The sequence below is a fragment of the Enterobacter cloacae complex sp. FDA-CDC-AR_0132 genome (genome assembly GCF_003010695.1).
Classification (GTDB): Bacteria; Pseudomonadota; Gammaproteobacteria; order Enterobacterales; family Enterobacteriaceae; genus Enterobacter; species Enterobacter ludwigii.
The window spans coordinates 696122-716620 of the sequence record NZ_CP027618.1 but is presented as its reverse complement, the minus strand read 5'-3'; the positions used below and the strand labels follow the sequence as shown (position 1 = coordinate 716620).

Below are 20499 nucleotides of genomic sequence, written 5' to 3'. Positions count from 1 at the left end.
GATGACGACAAAACAGATAACCATTCCGCAGGATTTCATTCTGGGCGCGGCCGCGTCAGCCTGGCAAACCGAAGGCTGGTGCGGCAAAAAGGCGGGGCAGGATTCGTGGATCGATCTCTGGTACAAAAACGATCGTCACGTCTGGCACAACGGCTATGGCCCGGCGGTGGCGACCGACTTTATCAACCGCTTTCGTGAGGATGTGGCGCTGATGAAGCAGGCGGGGCTGACGCACTACCGAACCTCGATTAACTGGTCACGTTTTTTAACCGACTATGAAAAAGTGACGGTGGACGAGGAGTACGCCGCCTATTACGACGCGTTGTTCGATGAGATGCACCGTCAGGGTATTGAGCCGATGATCTGCCTTGAGCATTACGAGCTGCCGGGCGTGCTGCTTGACACTTACGGCGGCTGGGCTTCAAAGCAGGTTGTCGACCTGTTTGTCCGCTATGCGGAAAAAGTCTTTGAACGCTACCACGGTAAAGTCACCCGCTGGTTTACCTTCAATGAACCGATCGTGGTACAGACCCGCGTTTATCTCGATGCGCTGCGCTGGCCCTACGAGCAGAATACCGGTAAATGGATGCAGTGGAACCACCATAAGGTTCTGGCGACGGCAAAGGTTCTGCAGCTGTTTCGCGCCAAAGGGTACCCTGGCTCGGTTGGCTGTATTCTCAACCCCGAAGTCACCTATCCTCGCTCGTGCGCACCGCACGATGTTAACGCCGCAGAGAAGTACGATCTGTTCTATAACCGCGTATTTCTCGATCCGCTGGTGCACGGGCGCTACCCGCCAGAACTCTTTACGCTGCTGGAACAGCATCAGGTGGCGTGGGACTACACCGCAGAAGAGCTGGAACTGATTGCGCAGAACACCGTCGATGAGCTGGGGATAAACCTCTATTACCCGCATCGGGTGAAAGCGCCGTCTCGTGCCTGGCATCCGGAGACACCGTTCCACCCGGCGTACTACTACGAACCGTTCGAACTGCCAGGACGGCGAATGAATAAATCCCGCGGCTGGGAAATCTACCCCCGCATTATCTACGATATGGCGATGCGGATAAAAAATGACTACCGCAACATCGACTGGTTCGTGGCGGAGAGCGGGATGGGCGTGGAGAACGAAGCGCAGTTTCGCAACAGTGACGGGGTCATTGACGACGAGTACCGCATTGCGTTCATTCGCGAGCACCTCTATTACACGCTGCTGGCGCGGGAGGAGGGGGCAAACTGTCATGGCTATATGCTGTGGGCCTTCACGGACAACGTATCGCCGATGAACGCCTTCAAAAACCGCTACGGGCTGATTGAGATCAATCTCGATAACAATCGCGCCAGGCGGGCGAAAAGGTCGGCGAGCTGGTTCCGGCAGCTGCGCGATGCGCGCGTGCTCACGCTCCCGGTCGATGATGAATGGAAGTAAGCGAAAACCATGCTGGTTCTGGTAAAATAGCGCACAAACTGGCCGGGAGGACGCCCGGCCTGCGCATTAACTGAAAAAACAGGTGAAAACGTGGATAAGGCTGTCATCCTGCCGGAAAAAAAACAGTACCAGGAAATTGGCGAGGATTTACGGGCGCAAATTATCCAGGGGCACTATCCCGTAGGTTCCCGTCTGCCGCCCGAGCGTAATATTGCTGAGAAGTACGGCGTAAGTCGTACCATCGTGCGTGAGGCATTGTTGATGCTGGAGCTGCAGGGCACGGTGGATATCCGCCAGGGTTCTGGCGTTTATGTGATGCGCATTCCTGAAGAACACGAAAACGAAGAAGAGCGTTTTCTGAACAGCGACGTCGGCCCCTTTGAGATCCTGCAGGCGCGCCAGCTCCTCGAAAGCAACATCGCCGCGTTTGCTGCCAAAATGGCGACACGCGCAGACATCGACAATCTGCGCCGTATTATTGAGCAGGAGCAACGCGCCATTGCCGCCAACGATAACAGCCAGGACAACAATAAAATGTTTCACCTGGTGCTGGCGGGGGCAACGCAAAACCAGATGCTGCTGGCAACGGTAGAGAGTATCTGGCACCACATGGACAGCAGCCCGCTGTGGCAGCAATTCAATGGGCATATCGCCAGCCGTGCATACCGCCTGAAATGGCTGGGCGACAGACAAACCATCCTCGCGGCGCTTCGCCGTCGTGACGTGATGGGCGCCTGGCAGGCGATGTTCCAGCATCTGGAAAATGTGAAAAAGAGCTTACTTGAACTCTCCGATGAAGATGCGCCGGATTTTGACGGTTATCTTTTTGAATCTGTGCCCGTGTTTCAGGGGAAGCTGGTGTGACTATTCTGCCTCTCTATGCCGCGCCTCAGTATGCGGAACAGGTAACTGACTGGATCTGGCAGGCGTTCGGTGACGGGCTTACGCGGGCGTTTTTCCAGAGCATCGTTGAACATAGCCAGACGCCGGGCGCGTTACCGTTGACCTTTATTGCTCTGAAGGGCGAACAGCTTCTGGGTACGGTCGGGATCTGGCGCTGCGATTTAATCACCCTACAGGATCTTTGTCCGTGGCTGGCTGCGCTGTACGTTGATGAAGCGGCGCGTGGTAACGGACTGGCGGGAAAACTGCAGCAGCATGTTATCGCCTATGCCGCGCAGGCCGGGTATCACGAACTGCATCTGTGGTCTGCCTGCCGCGACTTCTACGAACGTTACGGCTGGCAGTACATTGGCGATGCGCTCGAATACCCGAACAAAACGGTACATCTGTATCGCTATTCCTCTCCCGCTTCTGCTGGCGAACCTACGGAGTGACGGCGGACTAAGGTGGGGCTGAACAGGTGGGTGATATCCGGTGGCTGGCGTTGTTCGGCCAGCGCCAGTGCCAGCTCCGCAGCCTGCGTTGCCATTGTGATAATCGGGTAACGTACGGTGGTCAGGCGGGGACGCACGTAGCGGGACACCAGCACATCATCGAAGCCAATGAGTGAAATTTCTTCCGGCACCTCGATTCCATTGTCATTTAACACCCCCATTGCCCCGGCGGCCATCGAGTCGTTATAGCTGGCAACCGCCGTGAAATTCCGTCCACGCCCCAGCAGCTCTGTCATTGCCTGTTCGCCGCCACTCTCATCCGGCTCGCCGTAGGCCACCAGCCGGTCATTACACGGCAAACCGTTTTCGCGCAGGGCATCGTAGTAGCCCTGCAGGCGATCTTCGGCATCGGAAATCGGGTGATTGGAGCAGAGATAACCAATGCGGGTATGGCCCTGCTGAATCAAATGGCGGGTAGCAAGCCAGGCGCCGTAGCGGTCGTCGAGTGCCACGCAGCGTTTCTCAAAACCGGGAATAATTCGGTTGATGATCACCATGCCGGGGATCTGCTTCATCAGATGAATGAGTTCAGCATCGGGGATCATTTTGGCGTGAACAACCAGCGCAGCGCAGCGGTGGCGCATCAGCTGTTCGATAGCCTGGCGTTCTTTTTGTTCGTTGTGATAGCCATTGCCGATCAGCAGAAAATTGCCGGTCTGATAAGAAACCTGTTCAACCGCTTTTACCATGGCGCCGAAAAACGGGTCAGACACATCGCCCACCACCAGTCCGATGGTTTCAGTAGACTGTTGGGCAAGGGCGCGGGCGTTGGCATTGGGATGATAATTCAATGATTCCATGGCGTTTTGCACCGCCTGGCGTGATGCGTCACTGGCTTTAGGGGAGTCGTTAATCACGCGTGAGACGGTCGCCACGGAAACACCAGCCAGACGGGCCACATCCTTTATTGTCGCCATTACATACCTTCTTAGTGGGGGTAAGCGTTTACACACGAAATAGTGTTGCGGAAAAGCGCCGTGCATTCAAGGGGCGCGGGGGTTCGCCCTCCACAAACGTGACGCAGCACAACCCTGGCCGTGTAATCGTTACACGGGCAGTCATGTCTGAATAATGTCAATCTGAACCTTTAGTTACACTTTGCCTCAGGCTGTTGCGATTGTCCGATGGCGAGGATGAGGGGGAGATTGATAGAGTCGAGATCCCAGAGGTATTGATTGGTGAGAATTCTTAGTACGGTTTCGTACTCTTCTCTTGCACCAACCTGCGCGGATGCGCAGGTTTTTTTTCGCCTCAACTTTGCAGTCGCTCCCGTATCACTTCTCGTGTAATCTGCCACCATTTACTATCAACCCTTCACACTGGCTGGCAAAGGGAGTTGAGATGCTTTTTGGGTTCTTCCGTACACTCTTCCGTATTCTCTTTCGCATTCGCGTCACTGGCGATGCTCAGGCGCTTCGCGGCGAACGCGTTCTTATCACACCAAACCATGTTTCCTTTATCGACGGCATTCTGCTGGCGCTATTTCTGCCCGTGCGTCCGGTGTTTGCGGTTTATACCTCCATCAGCCAGCAGTGGTACATGCGCTGGCTCACGCCGCTGATTGATTTTGTGCCGCTCGACCCGACCAAACCGATGATGATTAAACATCTGGTGCGTCTGGTAGAGCAGGGGCGTCCGGTGGTTATTTTCCCGGAAGGGCGCATCTCGGTGACCGGTTCACTGATGAAAATCTACGACGGCGCCGGGTTTGTCGCGGCGAAGTCAAAAGCAACCGTGGTGCCACTGCGTATTGAAGGGGCGGAGCGCTCCTATTTCAGCCGTCTGAAAGGGCTGGTAAAGCAGCGCATGTTCCCAAAAATTACGTTGCATATCCTGCCGCCAACGTCGTTACCGATGCCTGACGCACCCCGTGCACGCGATCGCCGTAAAATTGCCGGAGAGATGCTGCACCAGATTATGATGGAAGCGCGTATGGCGGTCCGCCCGCGCGAGACGCTGTATGAATCCCTGCTGTCGGCACAGCACCGCTACGGCGCGAAGAAAAACTGCATCGAAGACATCAACTTTACCCCGGATACCTATCGCAAGCTGCTGACCAAAACATTGTTCGTGGGCCGTATTCTTGAGAAGTACAGTCAGCAGGGCGAAAAGATTGGCCTGATGCTGCCCAACGCAGGCATCAGTGCGGCGGTGATTTTTGGAGCCGTTTCCCGTGGCCGTATTCCGGCGATGATGAACTACACGGCGGGCGTGAAAGGGCTGACTAGCGCCATCACGGCAGCGCAAATCAAAACCGTCTTTACCTCCCGCCAGTTCCTCGACAAAGGCAAACTGTGGCATCTTCCTGAACAGCTTACCCAGGTACGCTGGGTCTTCCTGGAAGATCTTAAAGCGGACGTGACGACAGGCGACAAACTGTGGATTTTTGCTCATCTGCTGATGCCGCGTCTGGCCCAGGTGAAACAGCAGCCGGAAGACGACGCGATTATCCTCTTCACCTCTGGCTCTGAAGGCAACCCGAAAGGTGTCGTCCACAGTCACAAGAGTATTCTGGCGAACGTTGAGCAGATCAAAAGCATTGCCGACTTTACCGCGAAAGACCGGTTTATGTCAGCGCTGCCGCTGTTCCACTCTTTTGGTCTGACGGTGGGGCTTTTCACGCCGCTGCTGACCGGTGCCGAAGTCTTCCTTTATCCAAGCCCGTTGCATTACCGCATTGTGCCGGAGCTGGTGTATGACCGTAACTGTACCGTGTTGTTTGGAACCTCAACCTTCCTCGGAAACTACGCGCGTTTCGCTAACCCTTATGACTTCTTCCGCGTGCGCTACGTGGTTGCTGGCGCGGAAAAACTGCAGGAGAGCACGCGACAGATCTGGCAGGACAAATTTGGTCTGCGCATCCTCGAGGGGTATGGCGTGACAGAGTGTGCGCCGGTGGTCTCTATCAACGTGCCAATGGCGGCGAAACCGGGGACAGTAGGCCGAATTCTGCCTGGGCTGGATGCTCGTCTGCTGGCGGTGCCTGGTATTGAAGACGGCGGCCGTCTGCAGCTGAAAGGGCCAAACGTGATGAACGGCTATCTGCGCGTGGAAAACCCCGGCGTGCTGGAAGCACCGACCGCAGAAAACGTTAATGGCGAGATTGAATCGGGCTGGTACGACACCGGCGATATTGTACGTTTCGATGAGCAGGGCTTTGTGCAGATCCAGGGGCGTGCAAAACGCTTTGCCAAGATTGCGGGTGAAATGGTCTCTCTTGAGATGGTTGAACAGCTGGCATCGGGCGTCTCCGCCGACAAGATGCATGCCACGGTTGTGAAGAGTGATGCAAGTAAAGGCGAGGCGCTGGTGCTGTTCACCACCGACAGCGAGCTTAAGCGCGACCAGTTACTGAGCTATGCCCGCGAGCACGGCATTCCGGAGCTGGCGGTACCTCGTGATATTCGCTACCTGAAACAGCTTCCGGTGCTCGGCAGCGGTAAGCCCGACTTCGTGACCCTCAAGGGCATGGTTGAACAGGCGGAACAACATAATGCGTGAGTCAGTACACACTAACACCTCTCTGCGCTCAAAAGGCATGATGGCGGTGATTGCCGCCCAGTTCCTTTCCGCCTTTGGCGATAACGCGCTGCTGTTTGCCACGCTGGCACTGCTCAAGGCTGAGTTTTACCCCGACTGGAGTCAGCCGGTTCTGCAGATGGTGTTTGTGGGCGCTTACATTATCTTTGCACCGTTTGTCGGACAGGTTGCGGACAGCTTCCCGAAAGGCCGGGTAATGATGTTTGCCAACGGTCTGAAACTGCTGGGAGCGGCCAGCATTTGTTTCGGTTTCAATCCGTTTATTGGCTATACGCTGGTCGGCATTGGCGCCGCAGCCTACTCCCCGGCGAAGTATGGCATCCTCGGGGAGCTGACCACCGGTGATAAGCTGGTGAAAGCCAATGGGCTGATGGAGTCCTCCACCATTGCGGCAATCCTGCTTGGCTCCGTCGCAGGCGGTGTCCTCGCTGACTGGCACGTGCTGGCGGCCCTCGGCGTGTGTGCCGTGGTGTACGGTGGCGCGGTAGTCGCTAACCTGTTTATTCCGAAACTGCCGGTGGCGCGTCCGGGGCAATCCTGGCGCTTTAAGCCGATGACCGGCAGCTTCTTCAATGCCTGCCGCGTGCTGTGGCGTAACGGTGAAACGCGATTCTCTCTGATGGGCACAAGTATGTTCTGGGGCGCTGGCGTTACGCTGCGCTTCCTGCTGGTATTGTGGGTGCCGGTGGCGCTGGGGATCACGGACAACGCGACGCCAACCTACCTTAATGCGATGGTGGCGATCGGGATTGTGGTGGGCGCGGGGGCAGCGGCAAAACTGGTGACGCTCGACACCGTTGCTCGCTGCATGCCGGCAGGGATCCTGATTGGCGTTGCGGTGCTTTTTTTCGCACTGCAACACGCGTTATTGCCAGCCTACGTACTGCTGATCCTGATTGGTATTCTGGGGGGCTTCTTCGTGGTGCCGCTGAATGCGCTATTACAGGAGCGTGGCAAGCAGACGGTCGGGGCGGGCAATGCTATTGCGGTGCAAAACCTCGGTGAAAACCTGGCGATGCTGCTGATGCTGGGCCTGTATTCGCTGGCGGTTAAAGCCGGTGCGCCTGTGGTGGGGATTGGCGTCGGGTTCGGTGGACTGTTCGCGCTGGCGATTGCCGGCTTGTGGGTCTGGCAGCGCCGCCGCTGATTCGGGTCGTCTTCAGCGCCTTTTCACAAGCGGGTGCAAACATTAAAAACGGCAACAGAAGTTGCCGTTTTGTTTTTTTACGGTGCCGGATAGGTATAAACCTGATGCACCGCGTCAATCTCCGCCAGCACGTCCTCGCTCAGGTCCAGATGGAAACTCTCAATGTTGGTTTTCAACTGTTCCATCGTCGTTGCGCCCAGCAGGGTACTGGCCACAAACGGCTGACGGCGTACGAAGGCCAGCGCCATCTGGGCAGGGTCGAGCCCGTGACGCTTCGCAATATCAACGTAGGCCGCGACGGCTTTCTGCGTCTGCTCGCCGCTATAGCGGGTAAAGCGGCTGAAGAGCGTATTACGCGCGCCGGCTGGCTTCGCACCGTTCAGGTATTTACCCGTCAGCGTACCAAAGCCCAGGCAGGAATAGGCGAGCAGCTCAACCTCTTCATATTGCGTCACTTCGGCCAGACCCACTTCGTAGCTGCGGTTGAGCAGGCTGTAGGGGTTCTGGATGGTGACAATGCGCGGCAGATCGTGTTTATCAGCCAGGTGCAGGTAGCGCATAACGCCAAAAGCCGTTTCGTTAGACACGCCGATGTAGCGGATTTTACCCGCTCGCTGGCATTCGGTCAGCGCTTCCAGCGTTTCAAGCAGCGTAACGGCGGGAGCGCTTTCGTTCCAGCTGTAGCCGAGCTTACCAAAGCAGTTGGTTGGACGCTGCGGCCAGTGTACCTGGTAGAGATCAAGATAATCGGTTTGCAGGCGCTTCAGGCTGGCATCCAGCGCGGCACGGATATTCTTGCGATCGAGGATCTGGTTTGGGCGGATCCCGGCATCGCTGTTACGCGCAGGGCCGCTGACTTTCGAGGCGACAACCAGTTTCTCGCGGTTGCCGCGTTTTGCCAGCCAGTTGCCGACGTAGGTTTCGGTAAGCCCCTGCGTTTCCGGGCGTGGAGGAACAGGGTACATCTCTGCGACATCAATCAAGTTAATGCCCTGGCTGACGGCATAATCGAGTTGTGCATGGGCATCGGCTTCGCTGTTTTGTTCACCAAATGTCATCGTGCCCAACCCCAGTTGGCTTATCTCCAGAGAGCTGTGGGGGATACGGTGATAATGCATAGCCGGCTTCCTTCAATAGACATGTAGACCGCGTCAGGAACCTCCCGACAAAGGAATATAAACATGGCAGAGGGGAAGCAAAAGGGGAAGAAAAAAATCAAAAAGGCCAGCAAGGTACTGACCTCTCTCTGTTTATCGCTCGATAATTTGCGAGACTTCGTCGCGATTGATCTGCATTTTATTCCCGGACTGATCGCGGTAGCTGACCAGACCGGTGTCATCATCGACTTCCGGCTTGCCGTCTGTCAGGATCATCCGGCCATCTTTTGTCGCCATCACGTAATCGCTGCTACAGCCCGATACTGCAAACGCTAATCCGACTGCTGAAATTAACACTGCCCATTTTTTCATCGTTATCGTCCTCACCTGGCTCGTATCAAATCATAGTGTAGTAATAACCCGATATTTCGACAGGAGGAAGCGGTAAAATCTTAAAAACCAGGTGATTATGTTTGAGAGCTCTCAAAATAAGTAAAAAACTACGTTTTGAGTAAGAAATGGCGAGCAAGGAGCGCCCCGGTAAAGTTCTTTTTGAGATAAAAACCACGTGGCAATGTCAGTATCGGCTCGCCCCGGGCACCGATTGCTTCCGTGAGCGCTTTACTGTTCGCCGCCTTTGGCCGCAGCTGTAACACCTCTCCGTGTCGGGCGGTGATGCGCTCAACCTGACCGAGGACAATCATATCCATCAGCTCTTCCCAGTCCAGACGCAGCTGATGCTCTTCATCTTCATCCGGACTCCACAGCAGCGGTGCGCCAACCCGGCGTTCAGCCAGCGGGATCTGACGTTCTCCTTCTACGGGGACCCAAAGCACGCGCTTCAGTTTATGGCGAACGTGACTGGTTTCCCACGTCACACCGGTATTCCCGGTTAACGGTGCAACGCAGACGAATGTCGTTTCCAGGGGCTTACCAAGGCTATCGATGGGAATGGTTTTTAACTCTACGCCCAGGGCGGCGAAATCCTGCTCCGGTTTACTCCCTGCGCTTGCACCCAACCACAGCTCCAGCAGCATGCCGATCCAGCCTTTATCCCGCTTCAGATCCTGAGGGATCGGCAGGCCAGCCATTGCCGCCAGCTCGCCAAGCGAAAAGCCAGCCAGACGCTGCGCCTGCTGTAGCAACTGGGTTTCGCTGGACGGCGGTGAAAGCAAGGGTAAAAGCGAATGCATGAAGGTAACCTTTTGATTAAAAAATACACTAAGAAATTGTCCCCTGTGGATAGAGTTTAACTTTTTCTGTACGAATATGCCATGTGTATGATTTATAGGTTTTTTTAGCACGCTAAAAATGGATGGCAAAGGACAAAAATTCGGTTGTTCAATTCTGGTCACTGACAATGAACAGGATCTTACACCATGTTATCCACAGAAAAGTGGGATAACTGGGCATAACCCTGACTACTGTTTCAATTTACAGCCTTGACGTGCGACGAAAATCCAATTTTCAAACAAATTGTGCCTAACTTATTGGCACAATCTGTGGATAAAACCGACGCTGTTCGATCTTTCATCAGCACAACGATCCCTGATGTGACGATCGTCACGCTTAAGCAGTGTGGGTTGGTTTTATTGTGATTAACTTTATGAAAATAATGATTTTATTTTCTTTCGGTAATGGAGAGGGATTGACGGCGGCTGAGGTTGTTCATCGGTAATCAGACACTTCTTCACAACTATATCCACAGAAAAGGTGAATAAAATTCCCCTCAGAGCCGCTCATCTGTTTATAACTCTGCCTGTATTTGTGAGTTATTCAAATGTTATTAGGTTGCAGCCCTGTAAGAGAGTGGTTTACCGCCTCCCTGTAGTGTGAAACAATCATTCATATATAAGGTTTAGTTTGGGGTAGTCCGGTGATTGATGACGATGGCTACCGCCCGAACGTAGGAATAGTAATTTGTAATCGTCAGGGCCAGGTGATGTGGGCCCGTCGATATGGTCAGCACTCCTGGCAGTTCCCGCAAGGCGGGATCAACCCGGGAGAGTCCCCAGAACAAGCGATGTACCGGGAGCTGTTTGAAGAGGTTGGTTTAAGCCGAAAAGATGTTCGCATCCTGGCTTCGACCCGCAACTGGTTGCGTTACAAGTTACCGAAACGTTTGGTGCGTTGGGACACAAAGCCGGTTTGTATCGGCCAGAAACAAAAATGGTTTCTACTGCAGTTGGTGGGCAACGATTCAGATATCAATATGCAAACCAGCAGTACGCCGGAGTTTGATGGCTGGCGTTGGGTGAGCTATTGGTATCCTGTTCGTCAGGTCGTGTCATTTAAACGCGATGTTTACCGTAGGGTGATGAAAGAGTTCGCAAGTGTTGTCATGCAGCTTCAGGAGATCCCGCCTAAGCCGCAGAGCGCACCTGCCTGGCGACGTAAAAGAGGTTAAGCTACGCAAATCATGCTCACCCGCTTGCGAGAAATAGTCGAGAAGGTGGCCAGTGCGCCGCGTCTGAATGAGGCGCTGAACATTCTGGTTACCGACATCTGTCTTGCGATGGAGACCGAAGTCTGTTCGGTGTATCTGGCCGACCATGATCGGCGTTGCTATTACCTGATGGCGACCCGTGGTTTGAAAAAGCCACGTGGACGCACCGTAACGCTCGCGTTTGATGAAGGTATCGTTGGTCTGGTTGGGCGACTCGCCGAACCTATCAACCTTGCCGACGCGCAAAAACACCCCAGCTTTAAATATATCCCCTCCGTAAAAGAAGATCGTTTCCGCGCCTTCCTGGGCGTGCCGATTATTCAGCGCCGTCAACTGCTTGGTGTGCTGGTGGTACAGCAGCGTGAGTTGCGTCAGTACGATGAAAGCGAAGAGTCTTTCCTCGTCACGCTGGCCACGCAGATGGCCGCGATCCTCTCCCAGTCCCAGTTGACGGCACTGTTTGGTCAGTACCGCCATACGCGTATTCGCGCGCTTCCGGCGTCGCCGGGCGTCGCTATCGCCGAAGGCTGGATGGATGCCACCCTGCCGTTGATGGAGCAAGTGTACGAAGCCTCAACGCTTGATGAAGCGCTTGAGCGCGAGCGTCTCACTGCCGCACTGGAAGAGGCGTCGAATGAGTTTCGTCGCTACAGCAAGCGCTTTGCCGCTGGTGCGCAAAAAGAGACGGCGGCCATTTTTGACCTCTACTCGCACCTTCTCTCCGATGCACGTCTGCGCCGCGAGCTTTTTGACGAAGTCGACAAAGGTGCGGTTGCGGAGTGGGCGGTTAAAAAGGTCATCGAAAAATTTGCCGAGCAGTTTGCGGCACTGACCGACGGTTACCTGAAAGAGCGGGCCGGTGATTTACGCGCCCTGGGGCAGCGTTTACTGTTCCATCTTGATGACACTATTCAGGGCGCGAATGCCTGGCCAAAACGTTTTGTGCTGGTTGCCGATGAACTCTCCGCGACAACGCTGGCTGAACTGCCTCATGACCGCCTGGCGGGCGTGGTGGTACGCGATGGCGCGGCGAACTCGCACGCGGCCATTATGGTGCGCGCGCTGGGAATTCCCACCGTTATGGGGGCGGATATCCAGCCATCGGTGCTGCACCGACGCACCCTGGTGGTCGACGGTTATCGCGGTGAGCTGTTGGTTGATCCTGAGCCGGTTCTGCTTCAGGAATACCAGCGCCTTATCAGCGAAGAGAATGAATTAAGCAAGCTGGCAGAGGATGACGTTAATCTGCCCGCGCAGCTCAAAAGCGGCGAGCGAATCAAAGTCATGCTCAACGCAGGTTTAAGCCCCGAGCATGAAGAGAAGCTTGGCAGCCGCATCGACGGTATCGGCTTATACCGCACCGAAATCCCGTTCATGTTGCAAAGTGGCTTTCCCTCTGAAGAGGAGCAGGTCGCGCAGTATCAGGGCATGCTGCAGATGTTTAACGACAAACCGGTCACCCTGCGCACCCTTGATGTCGGGGCAGATAAACAGCTGCCGTACATGCCGATCAGTGAAGAAAACCCGTGCCTGGGCTGGCGTGGGATACGCATTACGCTCGATCAGCCTGAGATCTTCCTGATCCAGGTGCGTGCCATGCTGCGCGCGAATGCGGCGACGGGTAACCTCAGCATTTTACTGCCGATGGTCACCAGCATTGATGAGATTGACGAGGCGCGGCGTCTGATTGAGCGTGCCGGTCGTGAAGTCGAAGAGATGATTGGCTATGCGATCCCCAAACCACGAATTGGGGTGATGCTTGAAGTGCCGTCAATGGTCTTTATGCTGCCGCAGCTGGCTAACCGTGTCGACTTTATCTCGGTCGGTACCAATGACCTGACGCAGTATATTCTGGCCGTCGACCGTAACAACACGCGTGTTGCCAGCATCTATGACAGCCTGCACCCTGCGATGATCCGGGCGTTAGCGATGATCGCGCGAGAAGCCGAACAGCACGATATTGATTTGCGCCTGTGTGGTGAAATGGCCGGAGATTCGATGTGCGTTGCAATCCTGATTGGGCTGGGATACCGCCACCTCTCCATGAACGGCCGTGCGGTTGCCCGCGTGAAGTACCTGCTGCGGCATATCGATATTGAGGATGCCCGCGAGCTGGCTGAACGCAGTCTTGAAGCGCAGCTGGCCGCCGAAGTGCGTCATCAGGTGGCTGCTTTCATGGAACGACGCGGTATGGGCGGCCTGATTCGCGGCGGTCGCTAATACGTACTTTTCCCCTTACTCCGTCCTCGTCCTTTGTGACAGGGCGGCGGTGAGGATATAACACCCTCCTCTATACACATCTTTTACATCTCTGGCGCATCCTCCGCGTCCGCCTTATGCTATGATTCGCAACTTTGGAGCCTCTGCTAACAGCAGAATCGCATTTCTACCGCTGTCCACTTTCAGCGGAATAACAACATCTTGTGGTGACAGATGAACAGTGGTTATCTGCATTTTCCGGAATTTGATCCGGTCATTTTCTCAATAGGACCTGTTTCGCTTCACTGGTACGGTCTGATGTACCTGGTCGGCTTCATTTTTGCCATGTGGCTTGCTGGCCGTCGCGCCAGTCGTCCCGGCAGTGGCTGGACCAAAAACGAAGTCGAGAACCTGCTGTATGCAGGCTTCCTTGGCGTGTTCCTGGGCGGCCGTATTGGCTATGTTCTGTTCTATAACCTCCCGGTATTCCTGAACGATCCACTCTACCTGTTCCGCGTCTGGGATGGCGGCATGTCCTTCCACGGCGGGCTGATTGGTGTGATCCTGGTGATGGTGATTTTTGCCAAACGCACCAAACGCAACTTCTTCCAGGTGTCAGATTTTATCGCGCCACTGATCCCGTTTGGTCTGGGAGCAGGACGTCTGGGCAACTTTATCAATGGTGAGCTCTGGGGGCGTGTCGACCCGAGTGTCTCCTTTACCATGCTATTCCCGGGCTCGCGTGCAGAGGACATGGCGCTGCTGCCGTCTCATCCTGAGTGGCAATCCCTGTTCGATACTTACGGTGTTCTGCCGCGCCACATGTCTCAGCTTTACGAGCTGGCGCTGGAAGGTGTGGTGCTGTTTATCATCCTGAATCTGTTTATCCGTAAACCGCGTCCGATGGGGTCTGTCTCCGGTCTGTTCCTGATTGGCTACGGTGCATTCCGTATCATCGTCGAGTTCTTCCGCCAGCCGGATGCACAGTTCACCGGCGAATGGGTACAGTACATCAGCATGGGGCAGATCCTCTCCATTCCGATGATTGTCGCGGGTGTCATTATGATGATTTGGGCGTATCGTCGTCGTCCACAGCAACAACTTTCCTGAGGAACCATGAAACAGTATCTTGAACTGATGAAAAAAGTGCTCGATGAGGGCACGCCGAAAAATGACCGTACCGGTACCGGCACGCTCTCCATTTTTGGCCACCAGATGCGCTTCAATCTGCAGGAAGGTTTTCCGCTGGTAACGACAAAGCGCTGCCACCTGCGCTCGATCATTCATGAACTGCTTTGGTTCCTGCAAGGCGATACCAACGTTGCGTATCTGCATGAAAACAACGTCTCTATCTGGGACGAATGGGCAGATCAAAACGGCAACCTGGGCCCGGTGTACGGTAAGCAGTGGCGCGCATGGCCTACGCCGGATGGCCGCCATATTGACCAGATCACCACCGTGATGAACCAGCTGAAAAACGATCCGGACTCGCGCCGTATTATCGTTTCCGCCTGGAACGTCGGCGAGCTGGATAAAATGGCGCTGGCACCGTGCCATGCGTTCTTCCAGTTTTATGTGGCAGACGGCAAGCTCTCCTGCCAGCTCTATCAGCGCTCCTGCGACGTGTTCCTCGGCCTGCCGTTCAACATTGCCAGCTATGCGCTGTTAGTGCATATGATGGCGCAGCAGTGCGATCTGGACGTGGGCGATTTCGTCTGGACCGGTGGGGATACCCATCTCTACAGCAACCATATGGAACAGACGCATCTCCAGTTGACCCGCGAACCGCGCGCCTTGCCTAAGTTGATTATCAAACGCAAACCGGAATCCATTTTTGATTACCGCTTTGACGATTTTGAGATTGAGGGTTATGACCCTCATCCAGGCATCAAAGCGCCCGTCGCTATCTGAGGCCGTCAATCGTGACATAACCGGTGCTGTTTAGCGCCGGTTTTTTTTCGCCTTCTTCCCGCTTTCCGACGCGTTATCCAGAACGTATGCAACGCGCTGCAACCGTTTAACTTTCCTTGATAAGGGCTCGTAAAACGGTCATCCGTAGCTCGTCAATTCCAGGCCATTTCGCCACACTCCCGGCATGAAAAAAGAGAACGGTTTTACGCTTATCGAAACCCTGGTGGCTATCTCGCTGGTGGTCATTCTCAGCGCCTCCGGGCTATACGGCTGGGACAACTGGCAACGGCAGCAACGGCTCTGGCAAACTGCCGGGCAGGTGCGTGATTACCTGGTCTTTCTGCGTAATGACGCAAACCGGCACAACCGTGACCACCAGGTCACACTGCGACGCGACAGGGGCGTCACCTGTCTGATGAGCGCATTCGTGCAGGGCTGTGATAAGGGCAGTCCGTTTGTATTTATTCCCCTGTGGCCGGAGGTCACGGTAAGTGAAATAACGCCGTTATTTGGCTTCTATGGACTCAGGGATACGGCATGGGCAGGGCGAATACGCCTGCAAAGTCGTGCAGGAGAATGGCTCGTCATTGTCTCGAATGGAGGGCGAATCAGGATGTGCAATGTCACAGGAGAAGGTTCATGTCCCTAAACCAGCAGGGTTTCTCACTGATGGAAGTTCTGATTGCCACGGCGATCAGCAGTCTTGTACTGATAAGCGCCTCGCGCTTTTTACCGGGCTTGCAGCGGGCTGTTTTACAGCAATCCGGTCAGCGGGAGCTTGAGGAGGAGGTGTGGCAACGCCTTTTTTCCCTCGGCAAACAGCTTCAGCGTGCGGGGTATTGCGCCGGAAACTGTGCGGGGCAGGGACTGACGATCGGCAGGCAAGGTCGCTGTGTCATTGTACGGTGGGATGCAAACAGTAACGGTAACTGGGATAGCTCGTCTTCGGAAAACGACAGTACAGGTTTTCGTCTGGAATCAGGTGCACTGGAGACCCTGCATGGGGCGACCTCATGTGAGGGTAAAGGATGGGAGAAACTCACTGACCCCAACAGGCTTCTCATCCAGCACTTTGTGGTGAGTCAAGTTGAGCATGCGGGGTTTGCCCCCCAGTTGAATATTGAAATGACCGCCCTTCGTCAGGGCGAGCAGGGGGCGCCCTGTCAGGCTTTTTATGGCGTCACGGGGTACAACCTGTGAACCGGCAACGCGGAATGTCCTCGCTGGCGCTGGTATTACTTTTACTGGTGTTGGGCACGCTGATCCTCACCGGCCTCAATCAGCAGCTGACCACGTTTAGCGCACTGGTGGGCGGTGAGAGCCGCTCGGTTCAACAGCAGGCATCCGTGCAGTCAGCGCTTGAATGGGGACGCGTTCAGAGCTGGTTGTCTGAGCCTGAGATCCAGTGCAAAAAGGTATCGGCATGGCGAGTTTGCCTGCGGCTACTGAATGAAACGCGTGTGCTGCTTATCGCCGGGAGTGATGACCTGCTGCTATGGCGCAGAGGCGAAATCATCGACGGTAAGATCTATTTCTCGCCACACGGCTGGAGTGATTTTTGTCCGCTTAAGGAGAATGCGTTATGCCAGCTGCCGTGAGCAGAGAAAAAGGCTTTAGCATGGTTGAGGTATTACTGGCGATGATGCTGCTGGTGATGATCGTCACGGCACTGTCGGGTTATCAGCGGGCACTGGCGACGCGGTTCTCCATGTTTAATCAGTATCGTCAGCTCTGGCACCATGCCTGGAATCAGTCTCAGCTTTCAACAATTGCTCTCCCGGCAGGCTGGCAGGTCAGTCGGGGGCAGACAACACTCTCTGGATGTGTCAGCATCACGGTTACACTTATTTCTCCTCTGGGGCGGCGCGGCGAGATAACGCGTCTGCATTGCCCGGTTAGCCAGTAGTCGGGAGCGTCTATGTTAAGGGTCTACCACTCAAATCGTCTGGATGTGCTGGAAGCGCTGATGGAATTTATCGTTGAGCGCGAGCGGCTTGACGATCCTTTTGAGCCAGAAATGGTGCTGGTGCAGAGCACCGGTATGGCGCAGTGGCTGCAGATGTCGCTTTCGCGTAAATTCGGCATTGCCGCAAATATCGATTTCCCGCTGCCCGCGAGTTTTATCTGGGAGATGTTTGTCCGCGTGTTGCCGGACATCCCGGAACAGAGTGCCTTCAACAAGCAAAGCATGAGCTGGAAGCTGATGGCATTGTTGCCGGACATGCTGCAGCATGATGAATTCGTCATGCTGCGCCACTACCTCAATGACGACACCGATAAACGCAAGCTGTTCCAGCTGGCATCGCGCACCGCCGATCTCTATGACCAGTATCTGGTGTATCGCCCGGAATGGCTGACTCGCTGGGAAGCGGGCGAGCGGGTCGACGGGTTACCGGAGGCGCAAGTCTGGCAGGCGCCGCTCTGGAAAGCGCTGGTGGAACACACTGAGAAACTTGGCCAGCCGAAGTGGCACCGTGCAAACCTCTACCAGCGGTTTATCTCCATACTGGAAAACAGCGCTGAGCGACCAGCCCGGCTGCCCTCTCGCGTGTTTATCTGCGGCATCTCGGCATTGCCACCGGTGTATTTGCAGGCGCTGAGTGCGCTGGGTAAACACATCGACATACATATCCTCTTTACCAATCCGTGTCGCCAGTACTGGGGCGACATTCAGGATGAACGCTGGCTTTCGCGGCTGGTGTCTCGCCAGAGACGACGCCTGTTTGAAGAGCGTACCGTGCCACTGTTTAAAGACAGCGCGTCTGCCGCACAGCTCTTTGATGAGCACGGCATTCAAAACCTGCCAAACCCGCTGCTTGCCTCTTGGGGAAAGCTGGGCCGTGACTACATTCACATGCTCTCAGACATCACGTCGTCAGGCGAAGGGGATGTGGATGCCTTCGTCGAGATCGCTCCGGATAGCCTGCTGCATAATATTCAGCTCGACATTCTGGATCTCGAAAACCGCGCCGTCATGGGTGTTACGGCGAAAGAATTTGAACGCAGCGACAGTAAGCGCAAGCTGGACGGCGACGATCGCAGCGTCACGATCCACGTTTGCCACAGCCCGCAGCGCGAGGTTGAAGTCCTTCACGATCAACTGCTGGCGATGTTGCAGGACGATCCTGAGCTGACGCCACGTGACATTGTGGTGATGGTGGCGGATATCGACAGTTACAGTCCCTTTATTCAGGCTGTTTTTGGGAGTGCGACGGGTGAACGCTACCTGCCGTACGCCATTTCTGACCGACGGGCCCGCCAGTCTCATCCGGCCTTGCAGGCCTTTATTACTTTGCTTTCATTACCGGATAGCCGGTTTATCTCCGAAGATGTCCTGGCATTACTGGATGTCCCAGTCCTAGCCGCACGTTTCAATATTAATGAAGAGGGGCTGCGTTACCTTCGTCAGTGGGTTAACGAGTCCGGCGTACGCTGGGGCATTGATGATGACAACGTTCAGGCGTTCGAGCTTCCTCCTACCGGCCAGCACACCTGGCGGTTTGGCCTGACACGTATGCTGCTGGGCTATGCGATGGAAAGCAGCCAGGGCGAGTGGAATGAAGTCCTGCCCTACGATGAGTCCAGCGGGTTGATCGCTGAACTGGTCGGTCATTTAGCTTCCCTGCTGATGCAACTTAACCGCTGGCGGCTTGAGTTGATGCAGCCGCGTCCGCTGGATGCGTGGCTCCCGGTTTGCAGGGCATTGCTCAATGATTTCTTCTTGCCGGACAGTGATACCGAAGCCGCTATGGCGCTCATTGAAACGCAGTGGCAGGCAATCGTCGAAGAGGGCGTGAGTTCCCACTATAACGAGGCTATCCCGTTGTCATTGCTGCGCGATGAGCTGACGCAACGGCTCGATCAGGAGCGAATTAGCCAGCGTTTCCTGGCAGGCCCAATCAATATTTGCACCCTGATGCCAATGCGTTCTATCCCGTTCAAAGTGGTGTGCCTGCTCGGAATGAATGACGGTATATACCCACGCGCCCTGGCGCCGCTAGGTTTTGATCTGATGAGTGCGAATCCAAAGCGGGGCGATCGTAGCCGTCGTGACGATGACCGCTATCTCTTCCTTGAGGCGCTCATTTCGGCTCAACGTCAGCTGTATATCAGCTATATCGGCCGCTCTATCCAGGACAACAGCGAGCGCTTTCCTTCTGTTCTGGTGCAGGAACTGGTGGATTATATCGGGCAGAGCCACTATCTGGCGGGGGATGAAGCCCGTAACTGTGATGAAAGCGCGCAGCGAGTGAAGGCGCATATCACCCGCTTCCATAGCCGCATGCCGTTTGACCCGGTGAACTACGTGGTCAGCGATCATCAGAGCTATGCCCACGAATGGCTGCCTGCGGCGAAAAAAGAGGGGAGAGCGCATACCGATTTCATTCAGGAGCTTGATCCTCGCCCGATAGACACCCTGACCTTTGAACAGCTTCAGCGGTTTTGGGGGCATCCGGTACGCGCTTTCTTCCAGCAACGGTTGCAGGTCAATTTCCGTTCTGAAGAGAGTGAAATTCCTGATGCAGAGCCATTTACGCTGGAAGGGCTGGAGCGGTATCAGCTAAACCTGCAGCTGCTGAACGCGCTGGTTGAAGAGGAAGATGCCGACAAGCTTTACCGCCGCTACCGTGCTGCGGGGCAGTTACCCTACGGGGCGTTCGGAGAAATTGTCTGGGAGGCGCAGCGCCAGGAGATGGAAGCTCTGGCAGAACGCGTGAGGGAATGCCGGCAACCCGGAACCAGTCTTGAAATCGATCTCAACTGCCAGGGTGTGCAGCTCACGGGCTGGCTAACTCAGGTACAGCCGGATGGGCTCCTGCGGTGGCGTCCTTCCATGCTTAGCGTTTCACAAGGTTTGCAACTCTGGCTCGAACATCTTGTCTACAGTGCTGGCGGCCATAAAGGCGAAAGCCGTATTTTTGTCCGCAAAGAGGGTGAATGGCGCTTTCCGCCGATGGACGCAGAGCAGGCGTTACGTTATTTATCCTTGTACGTTGAAGGCTATCTGCGGGGAATGAATAAACCGCTCCTGCTACTGCCCGAGAGTGGTGGCGCCTGGATAAAAGCTTGTTATGACGCACAGAATGATGCCATGTTAACGGATGACGCTTCACTGCAGAAAGCACGGAGTAAATTCATGCAGGCGTATGAAGGTAACATGATGGTGCACGGCGAAGGTGAGGATGTCTGGTATCAACGTTTATGGCGAACGCTTGAGCCTGAATACTTCGAGGCTATCACGGAAGAAGCACAACGCTACCTGTTACCGTTGTTCAAATTTAATCAGTCCTGAGTGCTGTATAAAAATTGCGCAGCATGGGGTGTTCATTTAT

General features: G+C 55.1%; 18 protein-coding genes and 1 pseudogene. 14 read left to right on the top strand and 5 right to left on the bottom strand.

Features of this window, described 5'->3' with window-relative positions; genetic code table 11:
• Position 1: 1 nt before the first annotated feature.
• The 3 genes from AM379_RS03385 (at position 2) to AM379_RS03375 (ending at position 2766) form a co-directional block, all read left to right on the top strand.
• A complete protein-coding gene (locus AM379_RS03385) occupies positions 2 to 1429 on the top strand; it encodes a glycoside hydrolase family 1 protein (protein WP_106504345.1) in 1428 nt (475 codons plus the stop codon).
• A 90-nt stretch (positions 1430 to 1519) separates the two neighbouring features.
• Entirely contained in the window at positions 1520 to 2293 is a 774-nt protein-coding gene (locus tag AM379_RS03380; RefSeq protein ID WP_014171459.1) for a GntR family transcriptional regulator, read from the top strand.
• The gene (locus AM379_RS03375) at positions 2290 to 2766 is read left to right on the top strand and encodes a GNAT family N-acetyltransferase (RefSeq protein ID WP_106503464.1); all 477 of its coding nucleotides are present in this window, start codon (positions 2290 to 2292) and stop codon (positions 2764 to 2766) included. The genes AM379_RS03380 and AM379_RS03375 overlap by 4 nt, the downstream gene beginning before the upstream one ends.
• Here AM379_RS03375 and galR read toward each other — a convergent pair.
• Positions 2727 to 3743 carry an HTH-type transcriptional regulator GalR gene (galR, locus tag AM379_RS03370; protein WP_106503463.1) on the bottom strand — a complete coding sequence of 339 codons (1017 nt, stop codon included), beginning with the start codon at positions 3741 to 3743 and terminating at the stop codon, positions 2727 to 2729. The genes AM379_RS03375 and galR overlap by 40 nt on opposite strands.
• 424 nt (positions 3744 to 4167) lie before the next feature.
• Between galR and aas the strand changes: the two genes are divergently transcribed.
• A complete protein-coding gene (gene aas, locus AM379_RS03360; protein ID WP_106503462.1) occupies positions 4168 to 6327 on the top strand; it encodes a bifunctional acyl-ACP--phospholipid O-acyltransferase/long-chain-fatty-acid--ACP ligase in 2160 nt (719 codons plus the stop codon).
• Entirely contained in the window at positions 6320 to 7513 is a 1194-nt protein-coding gene (gene lplT, locus AM379_RS03355) for a lysophospholipid transporter LplT (RefSeq protein ID WP_025203340.1), read from the top strand. Before aas ends, lplT begins: the two co-directional genes overlap by 8 nt.
• A gap of 77 nt (positions 7514 to 7590) precedes the next feature.
• On the opposite strand, the gene AM379_RS03350 is transcribed toward lplT, so the two are convergent.
• The 4 genes and pseudogenes from AM379_RS03350 to AM379_RS24305 all read right to left on the bottom strand — a co-directional run.
• On the bottom strand, positions 7591 to 8631 hold the full coding sequence (locus tag AM379_RS03350) for an NADP(H)-dependent aldo-keto reductase (protein WP_047956049.1): 1041 nt from the start codon (positions 8629 to 8631) through the stop codon (positions 7591 to 7593).
• A gap of 132 nt (positions 8632 to 8763) precedes the next feature.
• Positions 8764 to 8982: a YgdI/YgdR family lipoprotein gene (locus AM379_RS03345; RefSeq protein WP_020883776.1), complete on the bottom strand. Its 219-nt coding sequence runs from the start codon at positions 8980 to 8982 to the stop codon at positions 8764 to 8766.
• A gap of 128 nt (positions 8983 to 9110) precedes the next feature.
• The gene (gene mutH / locus AM379_RS03340) at positions 9111 to 9803 is read right to left on the bottom strand and encodes a DNA mismatch repair endonuclease MutH (protein WP_032678891.1); all 693 of its coding nucleotides are present in this window, start codon (positions 9801 to 9803) and stop codon (positions 9111 to 9113) included.
• Between the two features lie 154 nt (positions 9804 to 9957).
• Positions 9958 to 10023 (bottom strand): annotated as a pseudogene (locus AM379_RS24305) (hypothetical protein); the annotation flags it as partial.
• Positions 10024 to 10486: 463 nt separating this feature from the next.
• Here AM379_RS24305 and rppH point away from each other — a divergent pair.
• From rppH to recC, 9 genes are all read left to right on the top strand, one after another.
• Entirely contained in the window at positions 10487 to 11017 is a 531-nt protein-coding gene (gene rppH, locus AM379_RS03335) for an RNA pyrophosphohydrolase (protein WP_013098553.1), read from the top strand.
• A gap of 12 nt (positions 11018 to 11029) precedes the next feature.
• Positions 11030 to 13276: a phosphoenolpyruvate--protein phosphotransferase gene (ptsP, locus tag AM379_RS03330; protein ID WP_014171450.1), complete on the top strand. Its 2247-nt coding sequence runs from the start codon at positions 11030 to 11032 to the stop codon at positions 13274 to 13276.
• A 213-nt stretch (positions 13277 to 13489) separates the two neighbouring features.
• Positions 13490 to 14365 carry a prolipoprotein diacylglyceryl transferase gene (gene lgt / locus AM379_RS03325; protein WP_014171449.1) on the top strand — a complete coding sequence of 292 codons (876 nt, stop codon included), beginning with the start codon at positions 13490 to 13492 and terminating at the stop codon, positions 14363 to 14365.
• 6 nt (positions 14366 to 14371) lie between these two features.
• The gene (gene thyA / locus AM379_RS03320) at positions 14372 to 15166 is read left to right on the top strand and encodes a thymidylate synthase (protein WP_032678890.1); all 795 of its coding nucleotides are present in this window, start codon (positions 14372 to 14374) and stop codon (positions 15164 to 15166) included.
• A 184-nt stretch (positions 15167 to 15350) separates the two neighbouring features.
• Positions 15351 to 15815 carry a prepilin peptidase-dependent protein gene (locus AM379_RS03315; RefSeq protein ID WP_032680368.1) on the top strand — a complete coding sequence of 155 codons (465 nt, stop codon included), beginning with the start codon at positions 15351 to 15353 and terminating at the stop codon, positions 15813 to 15815.
• Positions 15806 to 16366, top strand: a complete 561-nt coding sequence (locus AM379_RS03310; protein ID WP_106503461.1) for a prepilin peptidase-dependent protein — start codon at positions 15806 to 15808, stop codon at positions 16364 to 16366. The genes AM379_RS03315 and AM379_RS03310 overlap by 10 nt, the downstream gene beginning before the upstream one ends.
• Positions 16363 to 16764 carry a DUF2509 family protein gene (locus AM379_RS03305; protein WP_106503460.1) on the top strand — a complete coding sequence of 134 codons (402 nt, stop codon included), beginning with the start codon at positions 16363 to 16365 and terminating at the stop codon, positions 16762 to 16764. Before AM379_RS03310 ends, AM379_RS03305 begins: the two co-directional genes overlap by 4 nt.
• Positions 16749 to 17072, top strand: a complete 324-nt coding sequence (locus AM379_RS03300) for a prepilin-type N-terminal cleavage/methylation domain-containing protein (RefSeq protein ID WP_106503459.1) — start codon at positions 16749 to 16751, stop codon at positions 17070 to 17072. Before AM379_RS03305 ends, AM379_RS03300 begins: the two co-directional genes overlap by 16 nt.
• A gap of 12 nt (positions 17073 to 17084) precedes the next feature.
• Entirely contained in the window at positions 17085 to 20459 is a 3375-nt protein-coding gene (gene recC / locus AM379_RS03295; protein WP_106503458.1) for an exodeoxyribonuclease V subunit gamma, read from the top strand.
• The last annotated feature ends 40 nt before the right edge of the window (positions 20460 to 20499 follow it).